Here is a 14,566-nt window from a genome sequence, read left to right as displayed (position 1 = left end):
CCGCTCGGCCGGGGCCTCGCCCGTGCGGCCGCCGTCACCGGCGCCCTCACCGTCGCCGGGGCCGTGTTCGGGCTCGTCCGCGACCAGACCATCGCCCACCTCTTCGGCGCGAGCGCGCAGAGCGACGCCTTCCTCATCGCCTGGACCGTCCCCGAGATGGCCTCCACGCTCCTGATCGAGGACGCCATGGCCCTGGTCCTGGTGCCCGCCTTCGCCCACGCCCTCGCCGCCCGGGACCCGGGGGCGGTCCGGGAGCTCGCATCGGCCACCTTCCCCCGGCTGTTCGCGGTGCTGACCTGCGTCGCCGCCCTGCTGATGGCCGGTGCACCGCAGGTGGTGCGGCTGCTCGCCCCGGGCTTCGGCGACCCGGCCCTCGCGGCGGAGTGCACCCGGCTGACCGCGCTGACCGTGCTCACCTTCGGCGTCACCGGTTACTTCAGCGCAGCGCTGCGCGCCCACGGCAGCTTCCTGCGGCCCGCGGCCGTGTACACCGCCTACAACATCGGGATCATCGCCACCACCCTCGCCCTGCACCACCTGTGGGGCGTACGGGCCGCCGCGGCCGGGGTCGCGGTCGGCGGCGTGCTGATGATCCTCGTCCAACTGCCCGCGTTCTCCCGGCACGTGGGGCTCCGGCCGCTGGTGCGGCCGCGCCGCCGCACCGGCCGCGCCCCGCTGATCGGCACGGCCGTGCTCGCCCCCGTCGTCCTCTTCGCCGTCGGCCGCCAGTCGCAGGTGCTCGTCGAGAGGTTCCTGGCCGCCCCGCTGCCCCCGGGGGCGATCTCGCACCTCAACTACGCGCAGAAGGTCGCGCAGATGCCGATGGTGCTCTCCCTGATGGTCTGCACGGTCACCTTCCCCGTCGTCGCCCGGGCCATGGCCGAGGGCGACCGGGAGCGGGCCCGCCGCCGCGTCGAGGAGGACCTGGCCACCGCGGGCGCGCTCGTCCTGCTGGGCACCGCCTTCGTCGTCGGCCACGCCCCCTCGATCATCGAGGTCCTCTTCCAGCGGGGCGCCTTCGACGCGGGCGACACCGCCACCACCGCCGCGGTGATGCGGGTGTACGCCGCGGGGCTCCTCGGCCACTGCCTGGTCGGCGCCCTCGGCCGGCCCTTCTTCTCCGCCGGGCGGCCCGTCTGGTTCCCGGCCGCCGCGATGGCCGCCGGGCTCGGCGTGACGATCGCCGCGGGGGCCGCCGCCGTCGGCCCCCACGGCGTACAGGGCATCGCCGCGGCCAACGCCGCGGGCATCAGCACCACCGCCCTGCTGCTGCTGAACGGCCTCGGCTCGCGGGTGGTCGCCATCGAGGTCCGCGCCATCGGCCTGCGGATCGCCCGCCTGGTGCTGGCGGCGGCCGCCGCGGCCGCCGCCGCGCTCCTCGCCGCACCGGCCACGGGGCCCGCCCCCGTCTCCCTGGCCGTCGGAGCCGTGCTCGTCCCCCTCGTCTTCCTGGGCGCCGCCCGCGCCCTCGGAGCACCGGAAGCAGTCCACCTGCTGGCCCTCGTACGACGGAGGCTGCGTCATGACCCCTGACCCGACCACCGACCGCCGCCCTCAGCCGTGGATCTGGATGTACCACGCGGTCGGCGACCCGGCCCACGATCCGTACGGCATCACCGTCGCCCCCGACCGGCTCGACCGCCAGCTGCGGCTGCTGCGCGCGCGCGGCCTGCGGGGGGTCGACGTGAGCACCCTGCTGCGCGCCCACGCCCGCGGCCGCGCCGACCACCTGGTGGGCCTCACCTTCGACGACGGCTACGCGGACTTCGCCACCAGCGCCCTGCCGCTGCTGCGCCGCCACGGCTGCTCGGCCACCCTCTTCGTCCTCCCCGGCCGCCTCGGCGAGGACAACGACTGGGACCGCGAGGGCCCCCGGCGGCCGCTGCTGGACGCCGACGCGATCCGGGAGGCCGCCGCCGAGGGAACCGAGATCGGCTCCCACGGGCTGTTCCACCGCGACCTGACCACGCTCACCCGGGCGCAGCTGTCCGAGGAGACGGCCCGCAGCCGGGAGCTGCTACGGGAGATCACCGGCGCCGCGCCCGCCGGGTTCTGCTACCCGTACGGCACCTTCGACCAGCGGGCGGCCGACGCCGTGCGCGCCGCGGGATACTCCTACGCCTGTGCGATCGCACCCGGCCCCGCGGCCGGGCCGCACGCCCTGCCCCGCACCCACATCAGCCACGCCGACCGCGGCGCCCGGCTGGCCGCGAAGCGGCTGCGCCACCGGCTGCGGCGGATGCCCGGCCTCGCGCCCGTCGTGGTGCCCGCACCCCAGGAGCGCGTGCGATGACCGCCAGGGTCCTCCAGGTGATCACCGGGCTCGGCATCGGCGGCGCCGAGCAGCAACTGCGGCTGCTGCTCCGCCACCTGCCCGCCCGCTACCGCTGCGAGGTGCTCACCCTCACCAACCCCGGCCCGGTCGCCGAGGGGCTGCGCGCCGACGGCGTGCCGGTGAGCTGCCTGGAGATGGGCGGCAACCGGGATCTGGCCGCGCTGCCGCGACTGGTGGCGCACATCCGCCGCGGCGGGTACGACATGGTCCACGCCCATCTCTACCGGGCCTGTGTGTACGGGCGGCTCGCCGCGAGGCTCGCCGGGGTCCCCGCCGTCGCCACCGAGCACTCGCTGGGGGCCCGGGAGATCGAGGGCCGGCCCCTGACCCGCGGGGTCCGCGCCCTGTACCTGGCCAGCGAGCGGCTGGGGGCGGCGACGGCGGCCGTGTCGCCGACCGTCGCCGGGCGCCTGGGCGACTGGGGGGTGCCGCCCGGGCGCATCCGCACCGTGCCCAACGGCATCGACGCCCGCCGCTTCGCCTTCGATCCCGCGGCGCGCCGCAGGCTGCGGGCCGAACTGCGCCTGCCGGACGGGGTCTTCACCGTCGCCGGGGTCGGCCGGCTGGTGGCGGGCAAGCGCTTCGACGCGCTCGTCGAGGCGGTCGCCGCCCTGCCCGGCGCCGTGCTGCTGCTGGCCGGGGACGGGCCCGAGCGCGCGGCACTGCGGGCGCAGGCCGCCCGTCTCGGGGCGGCGGAGCGGATCCGGCTGCTCGGCGCCCGCGAGGACGTGCCGGAGCTGCTCGCCGCCGCGGACCTCTTCGTCTCGGCGTCCCGGGAGGAGGCGTTCGGGCTGGCCGTGGTCGAGGCGCTGGCGGCCGGGCTGCCCGTGCTCCACGGCCCCTGCCCGGCCGTCGACGACCTGCCCGGGGACCACGCCCCGGGCGCGCGCTCCCTCGGCGAGTGCCCGGCCGCCGGGCTGACCGCCGCGCTGCGCACCGCCGCGGCGGCCGGGCCGCGCCGGCTGCCCCCGCCGCCCGCCGTGGCGCACTACGACATCGCCCGCAGCGCGGACCTCCTCGCGGAGCTGTACGCGCACACCCTGGGCGGCGCGCGCCCGCCGCGCGTCCCCCGCCCCACCCGCACCCGGACCCCCGTCCCCGTCGAGAGAGCAGCACGCCGATGACCCGCACGCACCAGCAGGAGCAGCCCGCCCCCGGACGGCCGGGACGCCTCCTCGCGAAGCTCCACGCCGCCCCCGCCTGGTGGGCCGTCCCGGCCTGCGCCGTGCTCGGCACGGTCTGCGGCCTCGGGTACGGCGTGGTCAAGGCCCCCGAGTACGTCGCCACCAGCTATGTCGTCGCGGTGCCCGCCGAGGGCGCGGAGCCGGGGGCGGCCCTCGGCTTCGCCCAGGCCTACGGCCGGATCGCGACCGGGGAGGCCACGCTCGCCTACGCCCGCAAGGAGGCGGGGCTGCCGCTCGCCGAACTCCGCACCCGGGTGCGGACGGAGACCTCGCCCGACTCGCCGATGATCGCCGTCTCGGGGACCTCCACCCGCCCCGCCGAGGCCGCCCGCATCGCCAACGCCGTCTCCGGCGCGATCTTCGTCAACAGCAACCAGCTGTCGAAGGACACCGGTGTGCAGCTGATGTCCTTCTCCCGGGCGGTCACCCCGGGCGAGCCGGTCTCCCCCTCCCTCCCGGTCGCCACGGCGGTCGGCGCCTCGGCGGGCGGCCTGGTCGGCGGGCTCGTCCTGCTCGTACGGCCCCGGGCCGGGCGCGGCACCCCGGGCGCGGCCACGGCGGTGCCCGCGCCGTCGCAGCCGGCCGCGGCCCGGGAGCGCGTCTGATGGCCGCCGTCCACCCGGGCCCCGAGGCGCCGTCGGAGACCGGCGTCGCCCTCTGCCGGGACCCGGACGCCTTCGCCGCCCTCGGGCCCGAGTGGGACCGGCTGCACCGGGCCTGCTCCGCCGCCACCCCGTTCCAGAGCCACGCCTGGCTGCACTCCTGGTGGCTCTCCTACGGGGCCGCGGGGCGGTTGCGGGTGCTGCTGGCCCGCCGCGAGGGCCGGCTGGTGGGCGCCGCGCCGCTGATGCTGGTGCACCGGCCGATGCCCCTGCTGGTGCCCCTGGGCGGTGCGATCTCGGACTACGGGGATGTGGTCGTCGACGAGGAGCACGCCCCGGCGGCCCTCGCGGCCCTGGCCCGCGGCCTGGAGCGGGTGGCCCGGCACGCCGTCGTCGACCTGCGGGAGGTGCGCCCCGGCGCCGCCGCCGAGCGCCTGTACGCCCTCTGGCCCGGCCCCCGCGCACGGCTGGAGGACTCGGTGTGCATGGAGCTGCCGGCCTTGCCGGTGGAGGAGCTGGTCACGCGCATGGCCGCGAACCGCGCCCAGCGGGTGCGGGCCAAGCTGCGCAAGCTGGACGCCCTGGGGATCACCGCCCGCCGCGTGCCGGCCGAGGAGGTGCCGGAGGGCGTCGGGCGGCTGCTGCGGCTGCACGAGCGGCAGTGGCGCGGCCGGGGGGTGAACATCGAGCACCTGCGGCCCCGCTTCCACGACCACCTGGTGCGGGCCGTGGGGGCGATGGTGCCCGCGGGCCAGGCCACGCTCACCGAGTACACCCTGGACGGCGGGGTGGTCGCGGCGGGGCTGACCCTGCGGGCCGGGAGGCTGGGCGGCGGCTACCTCTACGGCGCCGACCCCGTGCTGCGGGAGCGCAAGGCCGACGTGGCGACGATGCTGCTGCGCGAGGACGCACGGGAGGCGGCCCGCAGCGGGGCGGCGGTGCTGAGCCTGCTGCGCGGTGCGGAGCCGTACAAGAACCACTGGCGCCCGAACACGGTCACCAGCGGTCGGCTGCTGCTGGCCCGCCCCGCCCTGGAGCCGCTGCTGCGGCTGCACGAGTCGCGGGCGCGGATGCGGGAGCGGGCCGCGGACGTGGTGCGCAGCCGCCTGCCGGCCGCGCGCGAGTGGCGCGGCCGGTTCAACGACTGGCGGGCGGAGGGCGTCTCGGTCAGGACGGGCGGCGGTGGACCGTCGGAACGGTGAGGCAGAAGCGCTGCCCGGAGAGCCATGGGGCCAGCCAGTCGGCCAGGTCGACGGGGGCGCACCACTCGGCCGGCTCCACCCAGTCGTCGCCCGTTCCGGGGAACTCGGGGATCTCGGGCATCTCGGGGATCTCAGGGATCTCGGGGACCGGGTCGGGGTCGACCGGGTCCGGCTCGACCGGGTCGGGCTCGGTCGGCTCCTCGGGTGCCGCGGACATCGCGGCCCGGTACACCGCCGAGGACTCCGGATTGCTCCCGCACTGCCAGACCCCGTGCGGACAGTAGTCCGTGATGGTCTGGTACAGGGGCTGGTGGAGGTCGATCCATTCGAGCATGCGGCGCATGTACTCGGCGTTGTCACCGTTCCGGAAGAGCCCCCATTCCGGATACGAGATCGCCTTTCCGCGCTCCGCCGCGAAGTCGACCTGATGCTGCAGTCCGTACGGCGTGTTCACCTGGTCGTCGAACGACCTGCCGGGAGCCTGGTCGTACGAGTCCATTCCGATGATGTCGACCACGTCGTCACCGGGATAGCACTCGGTCCAGGGGACGGCGTCCAGCCCCCGGTTGGGGGCGAAGTCGAATCGGAACTCCTGACCGGGAACGGAGCGCATGGCCGTGACGATGCTCCTGAAGTACGCCCGCCACGCGGCCGGGTCCGGCCCGCACCGGTGGGTGTACGTGGTGCCGTTCATCTCCCAGCCGAGCACGATCACCGTGTCCCGGGCGCCCAGGTCGACCAGGCGAGAGGCGAGGGTGCGGTAGTGGTGGTCGTACTGTCCCCGGGCGCCCGCCTGCAGCAGCCGGGCCACCGCCGCGTCGGGGAGCCGGTCCTCGTTGCGGTCCAGCATCGGCACGTTGAGGACGAACATCCGCTCCTCGGCACCGCTCCGCCACTCCGCCCACGGGCGCAGGAACTCGCGCCGGCCCTCGATGTTCGTCCACACGTCCCCGGGGAGGTAGGTGTGGGCGACCGTCAGCTCCCGCCCGCCGAGCCAGTCCGAGAGCTCCGCCATCCGCTCTATCCCGGTCGGCCCGTAGTGGAGATACGCGCCGACCGCCGTCGCCGAGGGCGGCGGGGCGGCGTCCGCGCCGCCGGTGTCCTCCGCGGCCGACGCCGCCGCGGTGCCGAGCAGTCCGCCGGACACGAGGAGTCCGGCTGCGACCGTCGCTATGCATGAATGGATCAGACGGTGCCTCTGGGGCATGCCTTCCTCCTTGTGGAGTACTTCTGCGACTGACACGACGTTAGGCAGAAAGCCCTTCGGATGATCAGTCGGAAGGTCGTTTCCTAGGCCATTAGCGAAGAGGCACGCAGTGATCAGGCCCGTCCAGGTGAAAGATGTGACCCCGATGACCGAACTCGACCGGTCGGTACCCGCACTGGTGCTGCGTCTCGACCGGAACCCCTTCCACCACGGCACCCTCGGCGCCGTCCGGTCGCTGGGGCGGGCGGGCGTGGAGGTGCACGCGGTGGTCGAATCGCCGCGCAGCCCCGTCGTACGCTCCCGCCACCTCCACCGCGCCCACCCGCGGCCGACCGGACCGCCCGACCCGGAGGCCCTGGTGAGCGCGCTGCTCCGCATCGCGGAGCGGATCGGGCGCCCCGCCGTCCTCGTCCCGATGGACGACCTCGGGGCGCTCCTGGTCGCCGAGCACGCCCACCGGCTCGCCGGCCGCTACCTGACCGCGGTCCAGCCGGCCGCGCTGCCCGGGAACCTGGCCGACAAGGCCGCACTCGCCACCCTGTGCCGGGAGGCCGGCATCCCCCACCCCGAGACCGTGGTGCCCGGCAGCCCCGCCGAGGCCGCCGCCGCGGTACGGCGGATCGGGGTGCCGCTGGTGGCCAAGTGGAGCAGGCCGTGGCTGCTGGACCCGGCCTCCGGTCTGCGCAGCACCAGCCTGGTCTCCTCACCGCGCGCCGCGGCCCGGCTCTTCGACCGCAGCGCCGAGGCGGGCAGTACCCTGCTCCTCCAGCGGAGACTTCCGGACCGCGCCCACGCCGACTGGTTCTTCCACGGCTACTTCGCCGCGGACGCCACCTGCCTGCACGGCGGCACCGGCCGCAAGGAGCTCTCCTGGCCGCCGCGCACCGGACTCACCGCCCTGGGCCGCTGGAAGCACAACGAGGCGGTGGCCGAGGCCGCCCGCCGCCTGGCCGGGCACACCGGCTACCACGGCATCCTCGACCTCGACTTCCGGCGGGACGCGGACGGCACCTACCGGCTGCTCGACGCCAACCCCCGCCCCGGCGCCCAGTTCCGCCTGTTCACCGGCGCCGACGGACTCGACGTCGTCCGGGCCCTGCACCTGGACCTCACCGGCCGGGGCGTGCGGCCCTCCCCGGCGCGCCCGGGGCGGGTGTTCCTCGCCGAGAACTACGCGGCCCTGTCCGTCCTCTCCGGCCTCGTCTCCCCCCGCGGCCGGTCCACCCGCCCGGTTCCGGGCAGCCGGATCCCCCGCGGCAGAGGCGTCGAGACCGCCTGGTTCGCCGGGGACGACCCGGCCCCCTTCGCCGCCATGGCCCGCGCCTTCGCCGGCCGCGGCCTCGCCAAGGCCGCCGGACGGCTGCGCCCCGACCGCCCGGGCGCGCCCGCCGAGGCCGCGCCTTCCCCCGCACACCCCGACCCGAGGAGCGAGAGCGCACCATGTACGACCTGGCAGTGATCGGCGCGGGCCCCTACGGGCTCTCGGTCGCGGCGCACGCCGCCGCCGCCGGACTGGACCTGCGCGTCTTCGGGCGCGTCATGGCCTCGTGGCGGGACCACATGCCCGAGGGGATGTTCCTCAAGTCCGAGCCCTGGTCCTCGAACCTCTCCCACCCCGGCGGCGCCCACACCCTCGCCGAGTACGCCGCCGGACGCGGCTTCGAGGCCGCCCACGGCCGCCCCGTCCCCATCACGGAGTTCACCGGGTACGGGGACTGGTTCGCGCGGCGGGCGGTGCCGCCCGTGGACGAGCGGAGCGTCGTCCACCTGGCACCCGAGGCGGACGGCTTCCGCCTGCGCACCGAGGACGGCGAGGAGACCAGGGCCCGCACCGTCGTCCTGGCCGTCGGGCTGACCCCCTTCCGCAGGCTGCCCGGACCCCTCGCCGGCCTGCCTGCCGAACTGCTCACCCACAGCTGCGACCACCGCGACCTGGGCCGCTTCGCCGGTACGGACGTCACGGTGGTGGGCGCCGGGCAGGCCGCCCTGGAGACGGCCGTGCTGCTCGCCGAGGGCGGCGCCCGCCCCCGGCTGGTCGCCCGCACCCGGCGGCTGCGCTGGAACACCCTGCCCGCCCCGCTGGAACGCCCCCTGCTGCGCGCGCTGCGCACCCCCCACAGCGGACTCGGCACCGGATGGAGCACCTGGGTGTGGGCCGAACTGCCGGGAGCGGTACGGCTGCTGCCCGCCCGCGCCCGCCGCCGCCACGCGGACCCGGCCCTCGGCCCGGCGGGCGCCTGGTGGCTGCGCGAGCGCTACGAGGGGAGGGTCCCCGAACTCCTGGGGCACGTGCTGCGCGGTTCGCGGGTGCGGGCCGACGGGCGGGTCCGCCTCGACCTGCGGGGGCCGGACGGGAACGCGACGGCGGTCGACACCGGGCATGTCGTCGCCGCCACCGGCTTCACCCCGGACCTGGCCCGCCTCGGACTGCTCGACGACGCCCTCGGGCGCGTCCTGCGGCTCCAGCCGGGCACCGGGGCACCGGAGCTGAGCGGCGCCTTCGAGTCCTCCCACCCGGGGCTGTTCTTCGCCGGGCTGCTCTCCGCCCCCGCCTTCGGCCCCGCGATGCGCTTCGTCCACGGGGCCTCCTACACGGCACCCCGGCTGGTCGCCGGGGTCCGGCGCCGACTGCGCGGCACCCCGGCCGTGCCGCGGTTGCCGCACCCCTCCCCGGCGCCGCCCGGAAGCGGGGAGGCGGCCGTGGGCCGACGCGGCTGAGCCGCGCCCGGCCCGGGCCCGGGCCGGGCCCTGCCATCGTCGGAGCCCGGCCCGTGCCCGCCCGTGCCGCCCGTGCCCGGTTTGTGTTGCCCCGTGCCGGCCGGGCCCGGCTCAGGCGGTGTGGCGGTCGTAGAGCCAGCCGCGGCGCGCCGGCGGCGGCAGCAGCGGCCCTAGCCCCCCGTCCGGCACGGGGGGGAACACCGTCAGCCGGCGCCATTCCGCGTCGGGACGGCCCGGCAGGGTGCGGCCCGCGGCCGCCCACTCCGCCGCCAGGCGGTCGTAGATCGGGGTCCCGGCGCCGGGCGGTGCCGCCGGTGCCGGGTCCGTGCCCGTCGATACGCGCTGCCAACGAGTCGGCGCCGTGGTCCTTGCCATACCGGGCCAACGCGCCCCGCCGTGCCGAGGTCACCGCCGCGCCCCGGTCCCAGGGGACGACCGGAACGGCCATTCGAGGGGACCTGCCGCCCGCACGGGGCCGGTCCGGCGTGACATCCCGCGCGGCTCCCTCGTTCCCCTCACCGGGGCCCGGAGGATACGGGCCCCGGCGACGGGAACGAGGGAAGACGGGGACCGATGGGACGCAAGGGCACGGCGGCGGCACTGCTCCCCGCACTGCTGCTGGGCATGACCGCCTGCCAGTCGGCCGCCCTGCCGGCACCGGTGGAACCGGGGACCGCCAAGGGCCGCTCCCCGGCGGCCTCCGCCCCCGCCGGTGTCGGGGACACGGTGGACGACGGCGGCACCCCCGCCGGGGAGCACCTGAGGATCACCCTGCGCGGCCAGGTGGACCCGGCGCTGGGCGTGCCGACCGCACCGCGCCCGGCGCCCGGGACCCGCTGGGTCGGCGTCGAACTCACCGTCGTCAACGTGGGCGGCACCGCCCACGAGTCCGCCGTCGCCCGGGCCTGGGTCGTGGACGACCGGGGGCGCAGCCACCCCGCCGTCGACACCGGGGAGCTGACCACCGGACTCCCGCTCGCCCGCGGCCGGATGACGGTCGGCGAGCAGCGCAGGGGCTGGCTCGCCTTCGCCGTCCCGCACGGCTCCCGGGCCGTCGCCCTGCACTGCCGGACGGCGGCCGGGGAGCACCGCTGGGTCCTGTGACACCCGGCACGGCAAGCGTTCACCCGGGCAGGTGAACGCGGCCCGGAAGGGCCTCCGCCGGGCACTAGGGTGCCGAGCCATGACCACTGCGAACACCGTCAACACGGCCGTCGACCCCGCGGAGCTGGGCACCATGGTGCTGCTCGCCTGGACCGGCGACCCGGCCGAGGGCCATGACACCCCCTACCTGGTCGCCTACTCCCTGGGCGACGGGACCGGCGGCGGCGAGGCCGCCCGGGCGGCCGCCGCCACGATGATCGAGGAACTCGGGCTGACCACCGGAGACGTGCTGCAGGACCGCACCCGGGAGGGCGCCTTCGCCGTGCAGCTGCTCATCCAGGCGGGGCAGGCCGTGCTGACCATGCCGCACATGAACGCGCAGTGCCCCGCGCCCGAGGAGTGGCTGGCCGCCGCCGAGCAGCGCGGCAGCGTCCACTTCATGATCGCCGCGCGTCCGTGGCCCGAGGCCAGGCCCGGTACGGCCCTGTCGGAGGAGGTCCTCAAGAGCTTCCTCGGCGACGAGGCCGTCCTCGCCGACACCGCGCATGTGCTGCTCCCGGTCTCCCGGCTGCGCGGCTGACCCGCCTTCCGGCCGGGCGGGCCGGGCCGGAAGGCCGCCGCCCGGCCGGTCAGGTGCCGAAGGTGAAGGGCAGGCTGCGGACCCGGTTGTCGAAGCTGGAGTCCACCAGGCCCGCCGGACCGGCCGTGCGCAGACCCCGCGGCCTGCCGAGCAGTTCACCGAAGAGCGCCTTCAGCTCCTGGCGGGCCAGGTGCGCGCCGAGGCAGTAGTGCGGCCCGCCGCCGCCGTAGCCGAGGTGCGGGTTGGGGTCGCGGGTGATGTCGAAGGCGTCCGGGTCGGCGAAGACCGCCTCGTCCCGGTTGGCCGAGGCGTAGTACAGCACCACCTTCTCCCCGGGGCGGAACACCCGTCCGCCGAGCTCGCACTCGGCGGCCACCGTGCGGCGGAACTGGATGATCGGCGTCGAGTGCCGCACGATCTCCTCCATCGCGCCGTCCGCGTGGCGGTCGAAGTCCTCCTCCAGCAGCGCCCGCTGCTCCGGGTGGGCGGACAGCAGGCACAGGCCGTGCGCCAGGGCGTTGCGGGTGGTCTCCACCCCCGCCACCAGCAGCAGGGAGAAGAAGGCGCCCAACTGACGTCCGCTCAGGCCGCGTCCGTGGACGTCCGCGGAGACCAGGGCCGAGACCAGGTCGCCTTCCGGGCGGCGGCGGCGCTCCCGGCCGAGGCGGACCATCGAGGTCTGGAGGTGGGCCAGGGCGCGCAGGCCCCGGCCCGGCACCCGCAGTCCGCGGCGCACGCCCACGTTCTCCGACGCCAGGTCGACGCGCCGGGCGATCCCGGCCCGCATCCCCTGCGGGACGCCCATCAGGTCGCAGATCACCTCGAAGGGCATCCGCGAGGCGACCTCCTTCACGAAGTCGGCCTCCCGGGCGCCCCCGGGGTGCCGGGCGAGCAGCTCGTCCACGATCCGGCGGGCCGTCGCGCGGACGTTGACCTCGGTGGCGGCCAGCAGCCGGGGGGTGAAGGACCGGGCCACGATCCGCCGCAGGTCGGCGTGGTCGGGCCCGTCCATGTTGACCATGGAGTTCCCGAACAGCGCCTTGGCCCAGGCGGCCGGCTCGGGCGTGGTGACACCGGGCGCACTGGCGAAGTCCCGGGGCCGCCGGCTGGCCGCGACCACGTCCGCGTGCCGCACCAGCGCGTGGAACGGGGCCCCGGTGCGCCCGCCGAAGCGGACGGGCGCGGGCAGCGTGCGCAGGTGCGCGAAGGCCGCCAGCCGCTCCTCGCGCGGCAGCCGCCAGAACGAGGGGTCCGCCAGGTCGGGGACCCCCGGTGCCCCCGCCTCCCCGGGGGGTACTCCCCGGGCTCCCGGGATCCTGCGTGCCATCTCGACCTCCAGCGGACGGGCCCGCCGCGTCAGCACCGGTCCGCCGATTGCTGCGGACAGGGGAAATCTGCGCGGGTGCGGGGCGTGTGCTCGTTGTTGCAGGCAACGGGCCGAACCCGGTCCGGGTAACTCCCGAGGGGACGAAACACCGTGATGAAGTTGACAACGCGCGGCTCGCTCGCCGCCGTGGTGGCCTGCGTGGCCTCGGCCGCGACCGGGGCGCCCGCCGTCGCCGCCGGATCCGTGCCGGTCACCGTGCCGTTGGAGAGCGTCGAGGCGGCGCTGCCCGTCGAGGCGCCCTCGCTGAGCACGGGTGTGCCGGTCCCGGTCCCGGGCGCCCCCGAGACCCCGCGCCACACCACCGGCAACCTGCTGCCGGACCACACCCTCCCCGCGGTGCCCTTCGCCGGTCAGCTCCCCGAGACCCTGGTGGAGCTCCCGGTGGACAACCCGCTCGGCGAGGGCGAGCTGGGCGTCGTCCGGGCCGTCACCGAGGCGTCCGACCTGCGGCTGTCCAGCCCGGGGGCCTCGCTCGGCGCCCCGCTGACCCAGCCGCGGCCCGGCTCCTTCGGGCAGCCGGAGCCCACGATGCCCGAGGCCGGGGTGATCGCGCCGGTGCTCCAGGGAGCCCCGGCGGCGGCCCTCCTGCTGGGCTGACGCCCGGGGCGCGCCACGGGCCGGGGCGCCGACGCCCGGCCCGCAGCGGGCCCCCCGTCCGGGCGAGCAACCCTTCGGGTCCGCCCTCGTTGTGCAGACCGAGCGTGCGTGCACCGCGAAGCCGTGTGCACCTCGGAGCGGAGCGACGGGGAGGGGCGAGGACATGATCGGCAGCAGGGGGACGCGCGGAACCGCCGGGGCCCTGGCCGGGGCCGCGGCCCGATGGCCGACCGCCCGCCCCCTCGCCCGCCGGATCGTGCTGCGCGCCCTGCTCACCGCCGGAGTGATCGCCGGAACGGCCGGGGCGCTCGCCCCCGTCCTCGCCCGCCGGGGCGCGGACGGGGCGCGGGGGCCGGCGGGCGAGCCGGCGCCCCGCTCGCTGGAGGACTTCGCCGAGACCTACCGGGGCCGCCACATCCAGGGCAGTGCGACGGTGATGGTCCCGGCCGGGGCGCCGGCCGGCACGGACGCCGAGGCGCGGGCGCGGGCCGGGGTGCCGAGCGTCGAGGTCCGCATCGACGGGCGGCCGCTGCAGGTGATGCGCCGTGCGGACGGCAGCTATCTGAGCATGGTGAACCACTACGAGTCGTTCCCGACCCTGCGCGGGGTGGCCCGTGCCGCGGTCGACGAACTGGCCGGCGCGCAGCTGTCGTTGACCCCCACGCACGGCCACTGAGACGGACCGTGCCCGACCCGGGAGGGACCGCACCCGTGTACACCCGCATCAACCAGCGGAACATGACCCGGGCCCAGAAGCGCCGCTTCGTCGACGCCCTGCTGGCGCTCAAACGCTCCGGCCGGTACGACGAGTTCGTCAGGATGCACGGCGCGTACTACGTCACCGATGCCGAGGAGCGGCCCCGGGCGGCCCATATGGCCCCCTCCTTCTTCCCCTGGCACCGGCGCTACCTGCTGGAGTTCGAACGGGCGCTGCAGTCGGTCGACCCGGGTGTGTCGGTGCCCTACTGGGACTGGACGGTCGACGACAGCCCGTCCTCCTCCCTCTGGGCGGACGACTTCATGGGCGGCACGGGGCGCGGGCTGGACCGGCAGGTGACGACCGGGCCCTTCGCGTACAGGAACGGCGGCTGGCGCATCGACAGCCGCATCACGGACGGCAAGTTCCTCACACGGGACCTCGGACGCCCCCGCAACCCCGTGACGCTGCCCACCAGGGAGGACGTCGCCGAGGCGCTGGCCGAGCCCGTCTACGACACCGCCCCCTGGGACTCGCGGGTGACCCGCGGCTTCCGCAACGCGGTGGAGGGCTGGAACCCCGGGGGCGAGGCGCGCTGGCGCAACCACAACCGGGTCCACCGCTGGGTGGGCGGTCTGATGATGGGGTCGACCTCGCCGAACGATCCCGTCTTCTGGCTCCACCATGCGTTCGTGGACCTGCTCTGGGTGCGCTGGCAGGCCGCGCACCCCGAGGCCGGGTACCTTCCCGCGCAGCCGCTCCCGGCCACCGACCCCGGGTACGGGAAGGTCTTCTCGCTCGACGATCCGATGCCCCCCTGGGACGTGCGCCCCTCGGAGCTGCTGGACCACACGCGCCACTACCGCTACGCCTGAGCTGCCGCTGCCGCTGCCGCTGCCGTGCGGGGTCGCGTGGCGTGGCGGAGGCGGGCCGGCAGCGGCGGGCGTCCGGTG

15 protein-coding genes are annotated in these 14,566 nt (G+C 76.5%); 12 read left to right on the top strand and 3 right to left on the bottom strand.

The features are described from left to right. Positions 1-63: 63 nt before the first annotated feature. From ACGF15_RS24795 to ACGF15_RS24775, 5 genes are read left to right on the top strand one after another with little or no spacing between them, the layout of a single operon-like run. Positions 64-1,533, top strand: coding sequence for a lipid II flippase MurJ (locus ACGF15_RS24795; RefSeq protein ID WP_362613055.1), 1,470 nt, complete (start codon positions 64-66; stop codon positions 1,531-1,533). Next, positions 1,523-2,293, top strand: coding sequence for a polysaccharide deacetylase family protein (locus ACGF15_RS24790; protein WP_345612520.1), 771 nt, complete (start codon positions 1,523-1,525; stop codon positions 2,291-2,293). The genes ACGF15_RS24795 and ACGF15_RS24790 overlap by 11 nt, the downstream gene beginning before the upstream one ends. Next, a complete protein-coding gene (locus ACGF15_RS24785; protein WP_392802037.1) occupies positions 2,290-3,459 on the top strand; it encodes a glycosyltransferase in 1,170 nt (389 codons plus the stop codon). Before ACGF15_RS24790 ends, ACGF15_RS24785 begins: the two co-directional genes overlap by 4 nt. After that, positions 3,456-4,124 (top strand): lipopolysaccharide biosynthesis protein, encoded by a 669-nt coding sequence (locus tag ACGF15_RS24780; RefSeq protein ID WP_345612525.1) that lies wholly within the window; start codon positions 3,456-3,458, stop codon positions 4,122-4,124. The genes ACGF15_RS24785 and ACGF15_RS24780 overlap by 4 nt, the downstream gene beginning before the upstream one ends. Continuing rightward, a complete protein-coding gene (locus tag ACGF15_RS24775; RefSeq protein ID WP_345612527.1) occupies positions 4,124-5,323 on the top strand; it encodes a GNAT family N-acetyltransferase in 1,200 nt (399 codons plus the stop codon). Before ACGF15_RS24780 ends, ACGF15_RS24775 begins: the two co-directional genes overlap by 1 nt. Here the strand turns inward: ACGF15_RS24775 and ACGF15_RS24770 are convergent. After that, on the bottom strand, positions 5,289-6,530 hold the full coding sequence (locus tag ACGF15_RS24770) for a glycoside hydrolase family 26 protein (RefSeq protein WP_392802032.1): 1,242 nt from the start codon (positions 6,528-6,530) through the stop codon (positions 5,289-5,291). The two genes, ACGF15_RS24775 and ACGF15_RS24770, sit on opposite strands and share 35 nt — an antisense overlap. A gap of 145 nt (positions 6,531-6,675) precedes the next feature. Between ACGF15_RS24770 and ACGF15_RS24765 the strand changes: the two genes are divergently transcribed. Both ACGF15_RS24765 and ACGF15_RS24760 read left to right on the top strand, forming a co-directional pair. After that, complete coding sequence (locus tag ACGF15_RS24765) at positions 6,676-7,989, top strand: ATP-grasp domain-containing protein (protein WP_345612531.1); 1,314 nt, start codon at positions 6,676-6,678, stop codon at positions 7,987-7,989. After that, positions 7,971-9,248 (top strand): FAD-dependent oxidoreductase, encoded by a 1,278-nt coding sequence (locus ACGF15_RS24760; protein WP_345612533.1) that lies wholly within the window; start codon positions 7,971-7,973, stop codon positions 9,246-9,248. Before ACGF15_RS24765 ends, ACGF15_RS24760 begins: the two co-directional genes overlap by 19 nt. 111 nt (positions 9,249-9,359) lie before the next feature. Here ACGF15_RS24760 and ACGF15_RS24755 read toward each other — a convergent pair whose 3' ends face one another. Then, positions 9,360-9,623, bottom strand: coding sequence for a hypothetical protein (locus ACGF15_RS24755; RefSeq protein ID WP_345612535.1), 264 nt, complete (start codon positions 9,621-9,623; stop codon positions 9,360-9,362). A gap of 198 nt (positions 9,624-9,821) precedes the next feature. On the opposite strand from ACGF15_RS24755, the gene ACGF15_RS24750 reads away from it, so the two are divergent. Both ACGF15_RS24750 and ACGF15_RS24745 read left to right on the top strand, forming a co-directional pair. Further along, on the top strand, positions 9,822-10,352 hold the full coding sequence (locus ACGF15_RS24750; RefSeq protein WP_345612538.1) for a hypothetical protein: 531 nt from the start codon (positions 9,822-9,824) through the stop codon (positions 10,350-10,352). Between the two features lie 79 nt (positions 10,353-10,431). Continuing rightward, positions 10,432-10,932, top strand: a complete 501-nt coding sequence (locus ACGF15_RS24745; protein ID WP_345612540.1) for a DUF5949 family protein — start codon at positions 10,432-10,434, stop codon at positions 10,930-10,932. Positions 10,933-10,981: 49 nt separating this feature from the next. Here the strand turns inward: ACGF15_RS24745 and ACGF15_RS24740 are convergent, their stop codons facing one another. Then, positions 10,982-12,259, bottom strand: coding sequence for a cytochrome P450 (locus ACGF15_RS24740; RefSeq protein WP_362613043.1), 1,278 nt, complete (start codon positions 12,257-12,259; stop codon positions 10,982-10,984). A gap of 153 nt (positions 12,260-12,412) precedes the next feature. On the opposite strand from ACGF15_RS24740, the gene ACGF15_RS24735 reads away from it, so the two are divergent. The 3 genes from ACGF15_RS24735 (at position 12,413) to ACGF15_RS24725 (ending at position 14,488) form a co-directional block, all read left to right on the top strand. Continuing rightward, entirely contained in the window at positions 12,413-12,916 is a 504-nt protein-coding gene (locus ACGF15_RS24735) for a hypothetical protein (RefSeq protein WP_345612545.1), read from the top strand. A gap of 163 nt (positions 12,917-13,079) precedes the next feature. Continuing rightward, a complete protein-coding gene (locus tag ACGF15_RS24730; RefSeq protein WP_345612547.1) occupies positions 13,080-13,592 on the top strand; it encodes a tyrosinase family oxidase copper chaperone in 513 nt (170 codons plus the stop codon). Positions 13,593-13,627: 35 nt separating this feature from the next. After that, positions 13,628-14,488: a tyrosinase family protein gene (locus tag ACGF15_RS24725; RefSeq protein ID WP_345612549.1), complete on the top strand. Its 861-nt coding sequence runs from the start codon at positions 13,628-13,630 to the stop codon at positions 14,486-14,488. Positions 14,489-14,566: the final 78 nt, after the last annotated feature.

Origin of the sequence: Streptomyces sp. NPDC048001, from assembly GCF_043203115.1 — a bacterium.
In the GTDB taxonomy this organism is placed as follows: Bacteria; Actinomycetota; Actinomycetes; order Streptomycetales; family Streptomycetaceae; genus Streptomyces; species Streptomyces sanyensis.
This window is presented reverse-complemented; position numbering and strand designations above follow the sequence as displayed.